This is a genomic window from Phenylobacterium sp. (assembly GCF_020402505.1).
In the GTDB taxonomy this organism is placed as follows: Bacteria; Pseudomonadota; Alphaproteobacteria; order Caulobacterales; family Caulobacteraceae; genus Phenylobacterium.
The window spans coordinates 1-16,834 of the sequence record NZ_JADBZL010000012.1 but is presented as its reverse complement, the minus strand read 5'-3'; the positions used below and the strand labels follow the sequence as shown (position 1 = coordinate 16,834).

Sequence of the window (16,834 nt, the reverse complement as noted above, 5' to 3'; positions counted from 1 at the left end):
AGGGTGCGAACGCTTTCCAGCGCCAGTCCCGGCGCTATCGCTGCGGCGGGGCGGTCACAGCCTGGATCAGGGCCGCAATCCGGTCGCCCGAATCCGCAGCCTGGCCCAGGATGGACAGGGGCGAGGCGCCAGGGCGGATCGTCGACGCCACCTGGCTGGCGGCGCTCTGGGCGACGGTCAGGGCCGCGTTCTGGGCGGCGTTGAACTGATTGGAAGCCATCTGGACGGCCTGGGCGTCCTGATGAATGAATCCATAGGTCGGATAGGACCTCGACCCGATGTCGCGCACGGGATCGTACCAGACCTTCACCTGCGACCAGTCTCCCTGCGGAGAGACATCGATCACGGTCACGTCGCGCTCGATCTGACCCCTGGCGCCGCCGATCCGCGACCAGTTCGCGTGGGTGATCTGGATCACCCGGTCCGTCAGGACCCGACTGACCACGGCGACGTGACCGAGGGACATGGAGCCGCTGGGCTTGAAGCAAAGAACGGAGCCGGCCCTCGGCGCGGTCCCGGTCTCATACCGACCTGTCGCCTGACGCCACCAGGTGTGGGCGTCCCCGAAAATCTGAATGCCGGAGACCAGGCGGGCGAAGGGCGCGCACTGCCAGGAGCGTTCCGCAAGGGCGCTGGACAGGGGAGCGAAGGCCACGGCCCCCGCGACCACGAGACCCAGAACCAGGTGTGCGACGCGCCTGAACATCCCGCTGCTTGCCCCTTTCATGCTCCGAGACGTGAACTAGCGCCCGCAGCTCGAATTTGCAAGTCCGCAGGACAGTGCGGAGCGACAATGGAGCGGCAGCGTCAATCAAGGCCAGACGCCATAGAAGGAATGAATCAAATATAAAACGGCGTTATCGGCAAGTTAACGACCGGAAAAACTGATCGGAACATGCCGTTGTATCGATGTATTGGATGTTTTGTTATATATATTGATCCAATTCGGCAAATCATTATGTGGATTGGAAATTTTATTGACGGCCACAGGTTCAGTTTTCGCCCCTCGATCGTCCGTTGAATGGATAGGGGAACGACTTCAGGGGTGGAGGCGAAGCTGACGAAAGGCATGTTGGCAAAACCCGGGCATTCCCCGCCGACGCTCCGGGAAGAGGCGCCGGGCGCCCGGGAATCGAGCGGATGGCGCCGGTCCGGCAGGGGATTCCCGCCGTCATTTTTTGGCCCTCGGCTCTGGCGCCCTACGAATTCAGGCCCTAGAAAAGCCGCATGGACGCCATAATTCCACTTCTCACAGACCCCGCCGCCTGGGCGGCCCTGATCACCCTCATCGCGATGGAGGTGGTCCTCGGGATCGATAATCTGATCTTCATCTCCATCCTTTCGAACAAGCTGCCGGAGGCGCAGCGCCAGTTCGCGCGGCGGCTTGGCATCAGCCTGGCCCTGATCATGCGGCTGGCCCTGCTCTCGACCCTGGCCTGGCTTGTCCACCTGACGGCGCCGATTTTCTCTGTGGGAGGCTCCCTGGCGGGGCTGGATCTCACCTTCTCCTGGCGCGACCTGATCCTGATCGCCGGCGGCCTGTTCCTGCTCTGGAAGGCCACCAAGGAGATCCACGGCACCATGGATCCCAAGCCTGCGGACTTCCTCGACAAGACCGGCGTCGTCGTCACCAACTTCGGTGCGGTGATCGTCCAGATCATCCTGATCGACATGGTGTTTTCGATCGACTCGATCCTCACCGCCGTCGGAATGACCGATCACCTTCCGATCATGATCGTCGCGGTCATCATCACGGTCATGATCATGCTGCTGGCTGCCGACCCGCTCGCCAACTTCATCAACAACAATCCCAGCGTGGTCATGCTGGCCCTGGGCTTTCTCCTCATGATCGGCATGATCCTGGTGGCTGACGGTTTCGGGGTCCACATCCCCAAGGGCTACATCTACGCCGCCATGGCCTTCTCGGTGGGGGTCGAGGCGCTCAACATCATGGCTCGAAACGCCAAGACGAAAAAGGAAAGCCAGGCGGGTCACTGACCCGCCGGGCCTCTCCCGGTCTCAGAAGAAGCTATAGGGGTCGATGTCAATCGTGACCCGGATGGAGCCCCGGGGCTTCAGCCGGGCCCGCCAGGCCCCCATGTAGGCCGAAAGATCTACCTGCCGGTCGGCGCGTACGAGGAAGCGCTTGCGCCGACGGCCCCGCACAAGGGCCAATGGGGCGTCGGCGGGTCCATAGACCTCGACGCCCTCTGCATTTGGCGCCGCCGCCGCCGCCTCCCGGACAAAGGCCTCCAGCGCCGCCGGATCCCGTCCAGACACCACCACCGCCGCCAGACGGCCAAAGGGCGGCAGGCCCGCCAGTTCCCGCTCATCCAGTTCGGTCCGGACGAAGGCGTCGCGGTCCTGGGCCTTGAGGGCCTGCATGACGGGATGATCCGGCGCCCAGGTCTGGACCAGGGCGCGTCCGGGCCGGTCGCGTCGTCCCGCCCGGCCGGTCGCCTGGGCCAGCAGCTGGAAGGTCCGCTCGGCGGCCCGCAGGTCCCCGCCCCTGAGGCCGAGGTCCGCGTCAACCACCCCGACCAGGGTCAGGTTGGGAAAGTTGTGCCCCTTGGCTGCGGCCTGGGTGGCCACGAGGATGTCGATCTCGCCGGCCTCCATGGTCTCGACCAGCGACCGGGCGTCGGTCGCGCTGCGCACCGTGTCGGAGGAGAAGACCGCGATGCGGGCCTGCGGGAACAGGGCCCGGGCCTCCTCCTCGAGACGCTCGACACCCGGACCGATGGACACCAGGGAATCCGCGGCTCCGCAGTGCGGACAGGTCGCCGGGCGCGGCATGGAGAACCCGGTCAGGTGGCAGACCAGCCGGTTGGTGTAGCGATGCTCCACCAGCCAGGAGTCGGTGTCCGGGGCCGTGAGCTTCTGGCCGCAGGCCCGGCAGAGGACCAGGGGCGCATATCCTCGCCGGTTGAGGAACAGCAGGGTCTGCTCCCCGGCCGCCAGGGTCTCGGCCATGGCCTCGGCCAGGGGCGGCGAGATCCACCGGCCGGCGTCCGGAGGCGTCTGTCGGAGATCTACGAGGCGGATGTCCGGCAGGCGGGCCTCGCCATGGCGGTCCGCCAGCCGGAGCCAGCGATAGCGTCCGGTCTCGGCGTTGCGCAGGGTCTCCAGGGAGGGCGTGGCCGAGGCGAGGATGACCGCTGCGCCCTCAAGCTTCGCCCGGACGACGGCCAGGTCGCGCGCCTGGTAGATGAAGCCCTCCTCCTGCTTGAAGGAGGTGTCGTGCTCCTCGTCGACCACGATCAGCCGAAGTCGGCGGAAGGGCAGGAAGAGGGCGGACCGGGCGCCGACGACGATCCGGCAGCGGCCCTTGGCCACGGCGTCCCAGACCTGCCGACGGGCGGGCGGAGCGACCCCCGAGTGCCATTCCCCCGGCGGCGCGCCGAAGCGGTCCGTCACCCTGGAGATCAGGGCCTGGGTCAGGGCGATCTCCGGCAGGAGGATCAGGACCTGTCCGTCCGGGTCCTCCCCCAGGGCGGCCCGGATCGCCTCCAGGTAGACCTCCGTCTTGCCGGACCCTGTGACCCCGTCGAGGAGGGCGGCCTGGAACCCCCCCTCCTCAAGCATCGCCCGCAGGCCTGCGGCGGCGGCGGTCTGGCTGTCATTTAGGGGCGGCGCCGGGAGGTCGAGGTCCGGAACGCCGAAGCTCTCCGGGCGTGGGGCGAGCCTCATCCCCAGGGCGCCATCGTCGATCAGGCCGCGGACGACGGCGGCCGAGACCCCGGCGCGACGGGCCAGGTCGGCGGGTGTCGAGGGGCCTTCACCGGCGGCCTCCAGTACCCGGGTTCGCGCCGGCGTGGGCCGGGACGGAGGGCGACCTGAAAGGGCCACCAGACGCTCAGGGCGCGGCAGAGGCGCCCGGGCGCCGCGCAGGGCGATGGCCAGGGGCAGGCCGGGAAGCTCGGCGGCGTAGCGGGCCGCCCACTGAATGAAGTCCACAGTGGCCGGACTGAGCGGGAGCGCCTCGAGCCGGCCGGATACCGGCTTGAGCGGACGGTTGCCGCCAGCGCCCTCCCGCACCGCCGTCACCACGCCGGGAGCGAGGCGAGCGCCCAGGGGGACGGCGACCTGCTCGCCCACGGAAAGGCCGAGACCCTCCGGCTCCTCGTAATCGAAGGCCTCGGGCAGGGGCAGGGGCAGGAGGACAGAGACGATACGAACCATGTCGCGCCTTCATAGACTGGTCCGCCCCGGACCGGGAGCCGTCAGGGCTTCCGGGGCGGCCCCGGGAGTCCTACAAGACCTCTTCAACAAAAGCGGACGCAGCCAGATGCAACTTTTCCTCGACACCACCGACGTGGCGATCCTGAAGGACCTCGCCGCCACGGGCCTCGTCGATGGGGTGACGACAAATCCCACACTGATCGCCAAGTCGGGCCGGCCGATGTTCGATGTGATCGCCGAGATCTGCGAACTGGTGGAGGGGCCTGTCAGCGCCGAGGTCGCCGCCACGGACACGGCGGGCATGCTCGCCGAGGGAGCGAAGCTGGCGGCCATCGCACCCAACGTGGTGGTCAAGGTGCCGCTGACCCGGGAGGGTCTGGTCGCCACTTCGGAGTTCGCGGTGCAGGGAATCCAGACCAACGTCACCCTGTGCTTCTCGGCGGCGCAGGCCCTGCTCGCCGCCAAGGCGGGGGCCAGCTTCATCTCGCCCTTCATCGGCCGCCTGGACGACCATGGTGCGGAGGGCATGGACCTCATCACCGAGATCCGGGCCATCTACGACAACTATGACTTCGACACCGAGATCCTCGCCGCCTCCATCCGGAGTCCGACGCACGTCACCGCCGCCGCCCTGCGCGGCGCCGACTGCGCGACCATCCCGCCGGACGTCTTCGTCGCCCTCTTCAAGCACCCGTTAACCGAAAAGGGGCTTTCTCAGTTCCTGAGCGACTGGGCCGCAACGGGACAGTCGATTCTCTGAACCGGGGGCGAGGGGGCGATGAGCGGTGTGGGCGAAGCGGACTTCTCGGACGAGCCCGGGCCGGAGACGGTGCGCGCCGCCCTTCTGCGCCGCCCTGACATCCTGACCAGTGACCCCGAGACCCTCCAGGCCCTCGGCCTGGCCCTGCGGCCCGACGCCCGAGTGGTGGAGTTCGGTCCCGCCGCCCTCGCCCGGGTCAGTGAGACCGCTCGGCGCGAGGGTGAGGCCCGGGCCCGGCTCGAGGCGGTCGCCCGGGCCAATTTCGCCGCCCAGGCCCAAACCCGGGAGGCGGTGATCGATCTGCTCGACGCTCGCGCCCCGGCGGACCTCGCCCTGCGCCTGGACGAGATCGCCCGGGTCCGGTTCGGCCTGCAGGCGGGCGCCCTGGGGCTGGAGGGATCCCCGCCGCCGGAGGGGTGGCGGCATCTGCCCGACGGCGCCCTCGCCCGGCTTCTGGAGGATGACGCCGACCTCCTGCTTGGCTTTCGCCCCACGGCCCTTGGCCTGTTCGGCGACCAGGCGCCGTTCATCCGGTCCATGGCCCTGGCCCGGCTCAACCTCCCCGGCGGGCCCGGCCTGATGGGCTTTGGCTCAGGCGATCCCGAAGGGTTCACGCCGGATATGGGCCCCGAGCTTGTGGCCTTCATGGCGCGTGTGACCCAAAGCCTGGCCCGGCGGCTGATGGGGGCCTGATGGACGCCCGGGCGGCCCTCGGCCTCTGGCTGGAGCACCTCGAGCAGGAGCGTCGACTCTCCCCTCGCACACTTGCGGCCTACGGCTTCATCGGCCGGCGTTACCTGGCGTTCTTGGAAGGGCACCGGGGCGGTCCCCTGTCGGCCGACGACCTGGGAACGATCAGCGCTGCGGACATCCGCGCCTGGCTGGCGGTGCTGAGGCAGGGGGAGACGCCCCTGTCCCCCCGCTCGCTCTCCCAGTCCCTCTCGGCGATCCGGACCTTCCACGGCTTTCTCGACCGGCGCCTCTCGATCACCAACGCCGCCCTTGCCCTGGTCCGGGGGCCGCGCGTCAAGCCGACGGCGCCGCGACCTGTCACCGAATCCCAGGCGGCGGAGCTCCTTGCCGAGCCGGGCCTCGACGGCGGTCTCGATCCCTGGGAGGCGGCCCGGGACGAGGCCGTCCTGACCCTGCTCTACGGTTGCGGCCTGCGCATCTCAGAGGCCCTGTCCCTGCGCCGCCGGGACGCCCCCCTGGGCGAGAGCCTGCGCATCACCGGCAAGGGCGCGAAGACGCGGATGGTCCCGGTCCTGCCCCGGGTGGCTCAGGCGGTAGAGGCCTACCTGGCCGCCCTGCCCTTTCCCCTGGGGCCGGACGAGCCCTTCTTCCGCGCCCGCCGGGGCGGGCCCCTGTCCCCCCGCCACGTCCAGGCGACGGTCCAGGGGATGCGGGGGCGGCTGGGCCTCCCGGACAGCGCCACGCCCCACGCCCTGCGGCACGCCTTCGCCACCCATCTCCTGGGCGCGGGCGCCGACCTCAGATCCATCCAGGAACTGCTGGGCCACGCCTCGCTCTCCACCACCCAGCGCTACACCCAGGTCGATTCCGCCGCCTTGCTCAGGGCCTATACAGCCGCTCACCCGAGAAGCTAAGAATCGACGACCCTGATGACCGGTTCTTGCCGGCGTTCAGAAGAGTTTCACCACCATGAGGTTTCCGCATGCGACCCGTGAACGTTTTCGCCTCCGGCGCAGCCCTTCTTCTCTTGGCGGCGTCTGGCGCCCATGGTGAGAACGCCCCCGACAACGGCACGGACCCGACAAAGCTGAACAGACAGGTCCAGACGACCTGGGAGCGCCTGGACCTGAAGGGCGGTTTCAGGAGCGATACCTTGAAGGTGAACTATACGACGCCCCTCGGTGCGAAGCAGGACTGGAGCGTCCGCTACCGGGTTCCTCTCGCTTCGGTCGATGTCCGGGGAGAGGAGGACTATGGCCTGGGCGACGCCTCCGTGCAGGTGTCGCATGTGTTGGCCCTCAACCGCCAGGGCGGCTGGGTCATCCTGGGGGAGATGATCTTCGACACGGCGTCCCGCGACGAGCTCGGCACGGGGAAGAATGTTCTCAAGGGCACCCTGGTCAAGGCCTGGTTCCTCAATGACGGCGCCATCTTCGCTCCGGCCCTCGTCCACTCGGAGTCGCTCTGGGGTGATGACCGAAGGCGGGATGTCCGGACCACCTCCATGGATTTCTACTTTGTGCCCAAGCTGAAGGATCCGCGGAACCTGATCACGGTCGATCCTTCGATCAACAGGGACTGGAAGTCCGAGACGACCTTCCTTGGTCTCGCCGTGACCTATGGCCGGGTTCTGGGTCCTGCATTTGGCGGCAGGGGCATCATCACGGTGAAACCCACGGTCTTCGCCGGTGGGGACCGCCCGGGAGACTGGGGGCTGGAGGTCGGCTACAAGGTTATCGGCTTCTGAGCTTGACCCGCTGACAGGCCGTCAGGCCTGCATGGTCCAGCCCTCGACCCCCATGGCGGCCTGGCGACCGGCCTCGGAGCGCGTCGGGTGGGGGTGGCAGACCCGGGCGATGTCCTCGCTGGCCGCCCGGAAGGCCATGGCGACGCAATACTCGCCGATCAGCTCGCCGGCCTGGGGGCCCAGGATATGCACGCCCAGGATTTCATCCGTGGCGGCGTCGGCCAGGACCTTCACGAAGCCGTCGGTCTCGTGGTTGATCTTGGCCCGGCTGTTGGCGGCGAAGGGGAACTTGCCGGCCTTGTAGACCCGCCCCTCCGCCTTCAGCTGTTCTTCATTACGCCCGACCCAGGCCACTTCCGGCGTCGTGTAGACCACGCTGGGCACCAGATTGTAGTCCACGTGCCCGGCCTTGCCGGCGATGAGCTCGATACAGGCGACCCCATCCTCCTCGGCCTTGTGGGCCAGCATGGGACCGTGGATGACGTCTCCAACCGCCCAGACGCCCGCCGCCGAGGTCCGGAAGTGGTCGGTCTCGATGAAGCCGCGGGCGTCGGGGACGATCCCCACGGTCTCCAGGCCGAGGCCGGCCGTGTAGGGTCTGCGGCCGATCGCCAGCAGGACGCGGTCGGCCGACAGGGTTTCGGCGGCGCCGCCGGCGGCGGGCTCCACCGTCAGGTCGACCCTGGACTTGCCGGCCTTGGCCCCGGTCACCTTGGACCCCAGCTTGAAACTGACGCCCTGCTTGGTCAGGATTCTCTGGAAGGTCTTCGCCACCTCGGCGTCCATGCCGGGACAGATCCGGTCTAGGTACTCGATCACCGTCACCTCAGCCCCCAGCCGGCGCCAGACCGAACCGAGCTCGAGCCCGATGATGCCGGCGCCAATGACGATCATGGTCTTCGGGACCTCGGACAGGGACAGGGCCCCCGTGGAGTCGACGATCCGTTCCCCGTCCACGGCCAAGCCCGGCAGGCCGGACGGCTCCGAACCTGTGGCGATGACGATGTTGCGGGCCTCGAGGGTCACGGTCTTGCCGTCCGCGCCGTCGACCTCGACCCTGCCGGGCCCGGCCAGGCGACCTTTTCCAAGTATCCGCTCGACCTTGTTCTTCTTCATCAGGAAGTCGACCCCCTTGGTCAGGGCGGTCACCGACTCATCCTTCTGGGCCATCATCTGGGTGAGGTTGAGCCGCGGGGAGACGTCGATGCCCAGGTGCTCGAACTCCCGGTTCGCCGCCTCGTAGAGCTCGGAGGCGTGCAGCAGGGCCTTGGACGGCATGCAGCCGACATTGAGGCAGGTGCCGCCGAGGGTCTCTCGCATTTCAATGATGGCGGCCTTCAGGCCGAGCTGGCCGGCGCGGATGGCGGCGTTGTAGCCGCCGGGGCCGCCCCCGATGATGACGACGTCGTACTGGGACATGGCGCTTCCTTACCCGGTCGGGCCTGAAGGGTTCAGATGTCGAGCAGCAGGCGCTGCGGATCCTCGATGGCTTCCTTGACTCGCACCAGGAAGGTGACGGCGCCCTGGCCGTCGACGATCCTGTGGTCATACGACAGGGCAAGATACATCATCGGACGGATCACCACCTGGCCATTCACGGCCACCGGGCGCTCCTGGATCTTGTGCATGCCCAGGATGCCCGATTGAGGCGCGTTGAGGATCGGCGTCGACATCAGCGAGCCATAGACCCCGCCGTTCGAGATGGTGAAGGTGCCGCCCTGCAGGTCGTCCAGGGCCAGGGCGCCGTCGCGGGCCTTCTTGCCGAGGTCGCCGATGGCCTTCTCGATCCCCGCCAGGGACAGGGTGTCGGCGTCGCGCACCACCGGCACGACCAGGCCGCGCTCGGTGCCGACGGCGACGCCGATATCGTAGTGGTTCTTGTAGATCAGGTCCTGACCGTCGATCTCGGCGTTGACCTCGGGCACGGACTTCAGGGCGTGGATGCAGGCCCGGACGAAGAAGCCCATGAAGCCGAGCTTCACGCCGTGGGTCTTCTCGAAGGCGTCCTTGTAGGTGTTCCGCAGGGCCATGACAGCGCTCATGTCGACCTCGTTGAAGGTCGTGAGCATGGCGGCGGTCTGCTGGGCCTCCTTGAGGCGGCGGGCGATGGTCTGCCGCAGCCGGGTCATCCGGATGCGCTCCTCCCGGGCGTGGGCCTCCCGCGGGGCGGCGGGCGCAGGCGCAGGCGGCGGGGCGGCGGCCCGGGCCTCGAGGGCGGCAAGGGCGTCAGCCTTGGTCACGCGGCCCCCCTTGCCCGTGCCGGCGATGGCGGCCGGGTCCAGCCTGCCCTCGGTAGCGATTCGCTGAGCCGAGGGGGCCAGGACCGGCGCCGCGGAAGCTGCTGCGGCGGGGGCCGGGGCCGGGGCCGGGGCCGCAGGCGCAGGCTTGGCGACCTTGGGGGCGGAGGGCGCAGGGGCGGCGGCGGGTGTGGAAGCGGCAGCGCCCTCCCTCACCCGACCCAGCACGGCGCCCGGCTCGACCGTGGCGCCCTCCTCGGCGGAAATGGACTCCAGCACGCCGTCGGCGGGCGCCGCCACCTCGAGGCTGACCTTGTCGGTCTCGAGCTCGACCAGGATCTCATCCTTGCGGACCGACTCTCCGGGCTTCTTGGTCCAGCGCGCCACGGTGGCCTCGGAGACGGATTCTCCGAGGGCGGGGGTCATGATGTCGGCCATGATCGTGTCCTCTTCTTTACGCGAGGGCTTCGGTGAGGAAGGCCTGGAGTTCGCGGTTGTGCCGGCTCATCTGGCCGGCGGCGGTGGAGGCGGAGGCGGGCCGGCCCACATAGCGGGCGCGCCTGGCCTTCACCTTCAGGCGTTCCAGGGTCAGCTCGAGCCAGGGATCGACAAAGGTCCAGCCGCCCATATTCTTCGGCTCTTCCTGGCACCAGACCAGTTCGGCGTTGGGGAAACGCGACAGCTCGGTCGACAGGGACTTCATCGGCCAGGGATAGAACTGCTCCAGCCGCATCAGGTAGATGTCGGTCAGGCCGCGCTCCTCCCGGGCTTCAAGGAGGTCGAAATAGACCTTGCCCGAGCACAGGACGACACGACGGATCTTCTCCGGCGGGTCGAGGGTCAGCGCGGTGTGGCGGCCGCGTTCGGCGTCGTCATGCAGGACCCGGTGGAAGGACGAGCCTTCTGCCAGCTCGGACAGGAGCGACACCGCCTTCTTGTGCCGAAGGAGCGACTTGGGCGTCATGACCACCAGGGGCTTGCGGAACTCCCGGCGCATTTGCCGGCGCAGCACGTGGAAGTAGTTGGCCGGGGTGGTGCAGTTGACGACCTGGAGGTTGTCCTCCGCGCAGAGCTGGAGAAAGCGCTCCAGGCGGGCGGAAGAGTGCTCGGGGCCCTGGCCCTCGTAGCCGTGCGGCAGCAGCAGGACCAGGCCGCTCATCCGCAGCCACTTGCGCTCGCCGGACGAGATGAACTGGTCGATCACCACCTGGGCGCCGTTGGCGAAGTCGCCGAACTGGCCTTCCCAGAGCACCAGGGTCTTGGGGTCCGCCAGGGAGAAGCCGTACTCGAAGCCCAGCACCGCCTCCTCGGAGAGAGGTGAGTCGATGACCTCGAAGTGCGCCTGGCCGGGGCCGATGTTGTTGAGAGGCGTGTAGTGAGCCTCGGTCGTCTGGTCGACGATGTCGCTGTGGCGCTGGGTGAAGGTTCCGCGAACGCTGTCCTGCCCCGCCAGGCGGACCGGGAAGCCCTCCTGAAGCAGGCTGCCGAAGGCGAGATGCTCGCCGGTGGCCCAGTCGATTCCCTCGCCAGTCACAATCGCAGACTTCCGCGCCTCTATCACCCGGCGAACATTCTTGTGAACATCGACCCCCTCGGGGACGACCGTGATTCGCTCGCCGATCGCTTTGAGGCGGGACAGAGGCACCGAGGTGTTCCCCCGCCTGTCTTCGCCCTCCGGCAGGGCGAGCCCCGCCCACTTGCCATCCAGCCAGTCCGCCTTGTCCGCCTTGTAGGCCTTGCCGGCGTCGAACTCCGCGTCGAGGAAGGCCTCGAACTCGGACATCCACTGCGCGACCTCGGGCTCAGTGACGACGCCTTCCGCGATCAGCTGACGGGCGTAGATTTCGCGGGTGCTGGGGTGGTCCTTGATCCGCGCGTACATCAGCGGCGAGGTCATGGTCGGGTCATCGCCCTCGTTGTGACCGAACCGTCGGTAGCAGAACATGTCGATGACCACGTCCTTGCCGAATTTCTGGCGGAACTCGGTGGCCACCTTCGCGGCGTAGACCGTCGCCTCGGGGTCGTCGCCGTTGACGTGGAAGATCGGCGCCTCGACCATCAGCGCCACGTCCGAGGGGTAGGGCGAGGAGCGGCTGTACTTGGGCGCGGTCGTGAAGCCGATCTGGTTGTTCACGATGAAGTGGACGCAGCCGCCGGTGCGGTAGCCCCGCGTCCCGGAGATGGCGAAACACTCGGCCACCACCCCCTGGCCCGCAAAGGCGGCGTCGCCATGCAGCAGCAGGGGCAGGACGTGACTGCGCCCGGCGTCAGGGGTCTCCCGCAGGACGAAGGCCTGCTTGGCGCGCGCCTTGCCCAGCACCACCGGATTGACGATCTCCAGGTGCGAGGGATTGGCCGTCAGGGACAGGTGGACGGTATTCCCGTCGAAGGCGCGGTCGGACGAGGCGCCCATGTGATACTTGACGTCGCCCGATCCCTCGACGTCGGAGGGCAGGCTCGAGCCGCCCTGGAACTCGTGGAAGATCACGTGGTAGGGCTTGCCCATCACCGCCGCCAGAACGTTCAGCCGCCCACGGTGCGGCATGCCGATGACGATGTCCTGGACTCCCAGGGCGCCGCCGCGCTTGATGATCTGCTCCAGGGCCGGGACCATGGACTCGCCGCCGTCCAGGCCGAAGCGCTTGGTCCCCGGGAAGCGCTTGTGCAGGAAGCGTTCGAAGCCTTCGGTCTCGATCAGTTTCTTGAGGATGGCGATCTTGCCCTCGCGGGTGAAGACGATCTCCTTGTCTCGGCCCTCGATCCGCTCCTGGAGCCAGGCCTTCTGGGCCGGGTCGGAAATGTGCATGTACTGCACGCCGAGATCCGAGCAGTAGGTGCGCTTGAGGATGGCCAGGATCTCGCGGAGGGTCCCGGTCTCCAGACCCAGGACGTAGTCCAGGAAGATGGGGCGGTCGTAGTCGGCCTCGCTGAAGCCGTAGGAGGCGGGATCCAGCTCCGAGGCGTCGCCCTCGGGTGCGGCCATGCCCAGGGGGTCGAGATTGGCCCGCAGGTGTCCCCGCATCCGGTAGGCCCGGATCATCATGATGGCGCGGAGAGAATCGAGGGTGGCCGCGCGAACGTCCTGGGCGGGGGCGGCGGGGGTCCGGTCGGCGATCTTCGAGGCGAGCTTGGCCTCCACGGCCGGCCAGAGCCCGTCAATGGCCGAGAGCCATTCCGGTCGGGCGACGGGGGCGCCTCGGGCGGTCCAGGACGGGGGCGCCATGGGTTGACCCGCTCCGGCCCGGTCGTGGACGGAGGTGAAGAAGCTGCGCCAGGAGGGCTCGACGGAGTCCGGCGCCTTCAGCCAGCGGGCGTAGAGGTCCTCGATGAAGGCGGCGTTCCCGCCATAGAGGAAGGAGGTTTCAGCCAGCAGCTCGTTGATCCGTCCAGCGTCGTCCGCCATGTCGTCCGCCTGTCGCCGGCGGCCCGCGACGCCTTCTGAAGGAGAGTCGATCTGGACCGCTCAAGGTTGAATTGTCAGGCCCCGTCAGGCGCCTTTCAGCACCTCGAGCAGGGTTTCTCCCAGCTTCGCCGGAGACGGCGCCACGCGGATTCCCGCGGACTCCATCGCCGCAATCTTGTCTTCCGCGCCGCCCTTGCCGCCCGAGATGATGGCGCCGGCATGGCCCATCCTGCGTCCGGGCGGGGCGGTGCGACCCGCAATGAACCCGACCATAGGCTTCCGAATGGCTGAATTCTTTATGAATTCCGCAGCATCTTCTTCAGCCGAACCGCCGATTTCGCCGATCATGATGATCGACTCGGTTTCGGGGTCCTTCAGGAACATGTCGAGCACGTCGATGAACTCCGTGCCCTTCACGGGGTCCCCGCCAATGCCCACGGCCGTGGTCTGGCCAAGGCCGACCTGGCTGGTCTGGAACACCGCCTCGTAGGTAAGCGTACCCGACCGGGAAACAACACCCACCGAACCCTTGCGGAAGATATTCCCGGGCATGATGCCGATCTTGCAGGCTTCCGGCGTCAGGACGCCGGGGCAGTTCGGGCCGATCAGGCGGGACCTTGAGCCCGACAGGGCGCGCTTGACCTTGACCATGTCTGCGACCGGGATGCCCTCGGTGATGCAGATGATCAGGGGAATTCCGGCGTCGATCGCTTCGAGGATCGAATCCGCAGCGAAGGGCGGCGGCACATAGATCACGCTGGCGTCCGCGCCCGTCTGCCGCACGGCTTCATCAACCGTATTGAATACCGGCAGACCCACATGGGTGGTCCCGCCCTTGCTGGGGGTCACGCCGCCGACCATCCTGGTCCCGTAGGCGATGGCCTGCTCGGAGTGGAAGGTGCCCTGGGCGCCGGTGACGCCCTGACAGATGACCCGGGTTTCTTTGCCGATCAGAATGGACATTAGGCGAGCCCCCGCACGGCTTTCACAATCTTCTCGGCGCCATCGCTGAGGTCGTTGGCCGCGATGACGTTCAGGCCGCTCTCATTGATGATCTTCTTGCCCAGTTCGGCGTTGGTGCCTTCCAGGCGCACCACCAGGGGTACGGACAGGCCGACCTGCTTGACAGCGTTGACCACGCCGTTGGCCAGGATGTCGCACCGGGCGATCCCGCCGAAGATGTTGACCAGTATGCCCTTCACGTTCGGGTCGGCCATGATGATCTTGAAGGCGGCGGTCACCTTGGCTTCGTCCGCGCCGCCGCCGACGTCCAGGAAGTTGGCGGGCTCGGCGCCGTAGAGCTTGATGATGTCCATGGTCGCCATGGCCAGGCCCGCGCCGTTGACCATGCAGCCAATCTCGCCGTCGAGGGCGATGTAGGAGAGGTCGAACTTGGAAGCTTCGATTTCCTTGGGGTCCTCCTCGGTCTCGTCGCGCAGGGCGACGATCTCGGGGTGACGGAACAGGGCGTTGGAGTCGAAGGACACCTTGGCGTCCAGGACCCGCAGCTGGTCATCGGCGGTCACGATCAGCGGGTTGATCTCGAGCATCGCCATGTCCTTGGCGACGAAGGCCGTGTAGAGCTGACCCAGAAGCTTGGCCGCCTGCTTGGCGAGGTCGCCGCTGAGCCCCAGGGCCTTGGACAGGGCGCGCCCATGGAACGGCCAGACGCCGGTGGCCGGATCGATCCCGAAGGTGATGATCTTTTCCGGCGTGTCGTGGGCGACGGTTTCAATGTCCATGCCGCCCTCGGTGGAGGCCACCACCGACACCCAGCTGGTCTCGCGGTCCACCAGGAGGGAGAGGTAGAACTCCTTGGAGATGGCCGCGCCTTCTTCGATGTAGAGGCGGTTGACCTGCTTGCCCTTGGGACCGGTCTGGTGGGTCACCAGGACCCGGCCGAGCATTTCCTGGGCGTTGGCGCGGACGTCGTCGACGCTCTTGACCACCCGGACGCCGCCCTTTGCGTCGGGGCCCAGGCCCTCGAAGCGGCCCTTGCCGCGACCGCCGGCGTGGATCTGGGACTTCACCACATAGACCGGGCCGCCCAGCTGCTCGGCGGCCTTGACGGCCTCGTCGACGGAAAAGGCGGGAAACCCGCGCGGGACCGCGACGCCGAACTCGGACAGGACGGCCTTGGCTTGATGTTCGTGGATGTTCATGAGGCCCAGAAACGCTGTTCTGCAGGCTCGCCCGATTGGCGAGTGGCCGATTTATAGGCGCCCCCCGGAAAACAGGCAACCGCCGAGCCGCCCTGCCCCCGCGTCAGCCCAGGAACAGGTTCCATACGAAACGGCCCGGCAGGAGGACGAACAGGAGGTTCACGGCGAAGCCGCCGAAGAACATGCCGGTCATGGTGCGGCGATACCGCTCCACGTCATGCCGGCGGGCCGCCGCCACCGCCAGGGGCAGGGCGATGATCACATAGCCGCTCAGGATGTGGATGAAGGAGAAGTGGCCCGGATTGACGACCCGGATGAAGAGGGAGGTGATCGCGACGATACCCACCGCCAGGACCCAGCCCCAGCCGAGGATACGGTGCATGCGGGCTCCCTTGCGACCCGCCATCAGGATGGCGCCGACCATCAGGGCCAGAAGGCCGAAGGCGAGATGGACCAGGATGACCGGCGGGGTGGAGGCGAGCAACTCCAGGTCCGGCCCGTGCGGCTGGAAGGCCGGCAGGCCGGCGCCCGGCGCAGGCTGGGCCAGGACGCGGGGCAGCAGGGCCGCTGCGATGGCGAGCGAGCCGACCGTCACGGCGGCGATAAGCGCAGCCTTGCGCGAGGGGGGGCGGATTTGGGACATGAGGGTCATCTTGGGTCTCCGGTCACCCGGGCGGACGTCGCCGCCGGGCTCTGGTCGGAACCTGCAGGGCTCCTCGCCGGGCCTCAAACGGGGATGCGCCAGATGACGCCGCCGCTTCGCCAGCCGCCGGGGTCCGCCGTTCGCGAAGCGTGGACGGCGCCCAGGTTTCGACGCTCGGTTGGCGTGACGGCTGGCGTGGCCGCAGCCGTCGGCGCCTTCCTGGCCTTTGTCGGCGCCTTCGGCCTCTCGGCCTTCCCTCTCGCCTGGAGGCTCGCCTACCTGGTCCCGGTGGCGATCCTCACCGGGATGATCGGCCTGTGCGGCTTCCTGGTGGCGAGGCGCCTGGCGCCGGGAGCGAACCGCTGGGTCCAGGCCGGCCTGGGCGGACTCCTGGTCTTCATTCCCGCGGGGGTCGTGGTCTGGCTCACGGCGGGCCTGATGCCCGGCCAGGCCCTTAGCCTTTCGGAACTTCCCGGCTACCTGGGTACGTCCCTGGTGGTGTCCGTGAGCATGTCGGTGCTGTCTGTGGCCGTCATGCCCCCGCCGCGAGACCCCGCCGCGGTCCCGGAGGCGGCGACGCCGCCCTCACGCTTCCTCGAACGCCTGCCCGTGCGGCTGCGCGGCGCGGAGATCTGGGCGGTCGAGGCTGAGGACCACTACCTGCGCGTGCACACTAGCGCGGGCCAGGACCTGATCCTCCTTCGCATGGCCGACGCCGTCGCCGAGCTGGAAGGCCAGGAGGGCATGCAGGTGCACCGGTCCTGGTGGGTCGCGCGCGCGGGCATCGCCGACGCCCGCAGGGCGGATGGCCGGGCGACCCTGACCCTGAAGGATGGGGCGGAGGCGCCGGTCAGCCGCACCTACGCCGCCGAGCTCCGGCGGCGCGGGTGGATCTGAGGATCAGGCCAGAAGGTCCTTGATGGTCTCGCGCTCGCCGACCAGCTCGTCGTTGGTCAGGGCGATCTTCGACTTGGCGAAGTCGTCCATGGCGAAGGTCTCGATGACCT

General features: G+C 68.1%; 14 protein-coding genes. 6 read left to right on the top strand and 8 right to left on the bottom strand.

Annotated elements, in window-relative coordinates; all coding sequences use genetic code 11:
• Positions 1-34: 34 nt before the first annotated feature.
• A complete protein-coding gene (locus IM632_RS00730) occupies positions 35-706 on the bottom strand; it encodes a CHAP domain-containing protein (protein WP_296482490.1) in 672 nt (223 codons plus the stop codon).
• A gap of 521 nt (positions 707-1,227) precedes the next feature.
• On the opposite strand from IM632_RS00730, the gene IM632_RS00725 reads away from it, so the two are divergent.
• Positions 1,228-1,998: a TerC family protein gene (locus IM632_RS00725; protein ID WP_296482492.1), complete on the top strand. Its 771-nt coding sequence runs from the start codon at positions 1,228-1,230 to the stop codon at positions 1,996-1,998.
• A gap of 21 nt (positions 1,999-2,019) precedes the next feature.
• Here IM632_RS00725 and IM632_RS00720 read toward each other — a convergent pair whose 3' ends face one another.
• Entirely contained in the window at positions 2,020-4,182 is a 2,163-nt protein-coding gene (locus IM632_RS00720) for a primosomal protein N' (RefSeq protein WP_296518278.1), read from the bottom strand.
• Between the two features lie 106 nt (positions 4,183-4,288).
• Here IM632_RS00720 and fsa point away from each other — a divergent pair, with 106 nt between their 5' ends.
• The 4 genes from fsa (at position 4,289) to IM632_RS00700 (ending at position 7,382) form a co-directional block, all read left to right on the top strand.
• A complete protein-coding gene (gene fsa, locus IM632_RS00715; RefSeq protein WP_296482498.1) occupies positions 4,289-4,942 on the top strand; it encodes a fructose-6-phosphate aldolase in 654 nt (217 codons plus the stop codon).
• 18 nt (positions 4,943-4,960) lie between these two features.
• A complete protein-coding gene (locus IM632_RS00710; protein ID WP_296482501.1) occupies positions 4,961-5,635 on the top strand; it encodes a DUF484 family protein in 675 nt (224 codons plus the stop codon).
• Positions 5,635-6,549, top strand: a complete 915-nt coding sequence (locus IM632_RS00705) for a tyrosine recombinase XerC (RefSeq protein WP_296482503.1) — start codon at positions 5,635-5,637, stop codon at positions 6,547-6,549. The genes IM632_RS00710 and IM632_RS00705 overlap by 1 nt, the downstream gene beginning before the upstream one ends.
• Positions 6,550-6,617: 68 nt before the next feature.
• Positions 6,618-7,382: a hypothetical protein gene (locus IM632_RS00700; protein WP_296482506.1), complete on the top strand. Its 765-nt coding sequence runs from the start codon at positions 6,618-6,620 to the stop codon at positions 7,380-7,382.
• A 21-nt stretch (positions 7,383-7,403) separates the two neighbouring features.
• Here IM632_RS00700 and lpdA read toward each other — a convergent pair whose 3' ends face one another.
• From lpdA to IM632_RS00670, 6 genes are all read right to left on the bottom strand, one after another.
• Entirely contained in the window at positions 7,404-8,801 is a 1,398-nt protein-coding gene (gene lpdA / locus IM632_RS00695) for a dihydrolipoyl dehydrogenase (protein WP_296482509.1), read from the bottom strand.
• Positions 8,802-8,833: 32 nt separating this feature from the next.
• Complete coding sequence (gene odhB / locus IM632_RS00690) at positions 8,834-10,057, bottom strand: 2-oxoglutarate dehydrogenase complex dihydrolipoyllysine-residue succinyltransferase (RefSeq protein ID WP_296482511.1); 1,224 nt, start codon at positions 10,055-10,057, stop codon at positions 8,834-8,836.
• Positions 10,058-10,073: 16 nt separating this feature from the next.
• Positions 10,074-13,022, bottom strand: a complete 2,949-nt coding sequence (locus tag IM632_RS00685; protein WP_296482513.1) for a 2-oxoglutarate dehydrogenase E1 component — start codon at positions 13,020-13,022, stop codon at positions 10,074-10,076.
• An 84-nt stretch (positions 13,023-13,106) separates the two neighbouring features.
• On the bottom strand, positions 13,107-13,985 hold the full coding sequence (gene sucD / locus IM632_RS00680) for a succinate--CoA ligase subunit alpha (RefSeq protein WP_296482516.1): 879 nt from the start codon (positions 13,983-13,985) through the stop codon (positions 13,107-13,109).
• Entirely contained in the window at positions 13,985-15,184 is a 1,200-nt protein-coding gene (sucC, locus tag IM632_RS00675; RefSeq protein ID WP_296482518.1) for an ADP-forming succinate--CoA ligase subunit beta, read from the bottom strand. Before sucC ends, sucD begins: the two co-directional genes overlap by 1 nt.
• Positions 15,185-15,287: 103 nt before the next feature.
• The gene (locus IM632_RS00670) at positions 15,288-15,836 is read right to left on the bottom strand and encodes a DUF2306 domain-containing protein (protein ID WP_296497478.1); all 549 of its coding nucleotides are present in this window, start codon (positions 15,834-15,836) and stop codon (positions 15,288-15,290) included.
• A 93-nt stretch (positions 15,837-15,929) separates the two neighbouring features.
• Between IM632_RS00670 and IM632_RS00665 the strand changes: the two genes are divergently transcribed.
• Positions 15,930-16,724, top strand: coding sequence for a LytTR family DNA-binding domain-containing protein (locus IM632_RS00665; RefSeq protein ID WP_296497476.1), 795 nt, complete (start codon positions 15,930-15,932; stop codon positions 16,722-16,724).
• Positions 16,725-16,834: the final 110 nt, after the last annotated feature.

What these genes read in the sequence shown, in the direction of transcription:
- IM632_RS00730 (WP_296482490.1), bottom strand. Translation starts at nt 706, where the DNA reads ATGTTCAGGCGCGTCGCACACCTGGTTCTGGGTCTCGTGGTCGCGGGG.
- IM632_RS00725 (WP_296482492.1), top strand. Translation starts at nt 1,228, where the DNA reads ATGGACGCCATAATTCCACTTCTCACAGACCCCGCCGCCTGGGCGGCC.
- IM632_RS00720 (WP_296518278.1), bottom strand. Translation starts at nt 4,182, where the DNA reads ATGGTTCGTATCGTCTCTGTCCTCCTGCCCCTGCCCCTGCCCGAGGCC.
- fsa (WP_296482498.1), top strand. Translation starts at nt 4,289, where the DNA reads ATGCAACTTTTCCTCGACACCACCGACGTGGCGATCCTGAAGGACCTC.
- IM632_RS00710 (WP_296482501.1), top strand. Translation starts at nt 4,961, where the DNA reads ATGAGCGGTGTGGGCGAAGCGGACTTCTCGGACGAGCCCGGGCCGGAG.
- IM632_RS00705 (WP_296482503.1), top strand. Translation starts at nt 5,635, where the DNA reads ATGGACGCCCGGGCGGCCCTCGGCCTCTGGCTGGAGCACCTCGAGCAG.
- IM632_RS00700 (WP_296482506.1), top strand. Translation starts at nt 6,618, where the DNA reads ATGCGACCCGTGAACGTTTTCGCCTCCGGCGCAGCCCTTCTTCTCTTG.
- lpdA (WP_296482509.1), bottom strand. Translation starts at nt 8,801, where the DNA reads ATGTCCCAGTACGACGTCGTCATCATCGGGGGCGGCCCCGGCGGCTAC.
- odhB (WP_296482511.1), bottom strand. Translation starts at nt 10,057, where the DNA reads ATGGCCGACATCATGACCCCCGCCCTCGGAGAATCCGTCTCCGAGGCC.
- IM632_RS00685 (WP_296482513.1), bottom strand. Translation starts at nt 13,022, where the DNA reads ATGGCGGACGACGCTGGACGGATCAACGAGCTGCTGGCTGAAACCTCC.
- sucD (WP_296482516.1), bottom strand. Translation starts at nt 13,985, where the DNA reads ATGTCCATTCTGATCGGCAAAGAAACCCGGGTCATCTGTCAGGGCGTC.
- sucC (WP_296482518.1), bottom strand. Translation starts at nt 15,184, where the DNA reads ATGAACATCCACGAACATCAAGCCAAGGCCGTCCTGTCCGAGTTCGGC.
- IM632_RS00670 (WP_296497478.1), bottom strand. Translation starts at nt 15,836, where the DNA reads ATGACCCTCATGTCCCAAATCCGCCCCCCCTCGCGCAAGGCTGCGCTT.
- IM632_RS00665 (WP_296497476.1), top strand. Translation starts at nt 15,930, where the DNA reads ATGACGCCGCCGCTTCGCCAGCCGCCGGGGTCCGCCGTTCGCGAAGCG.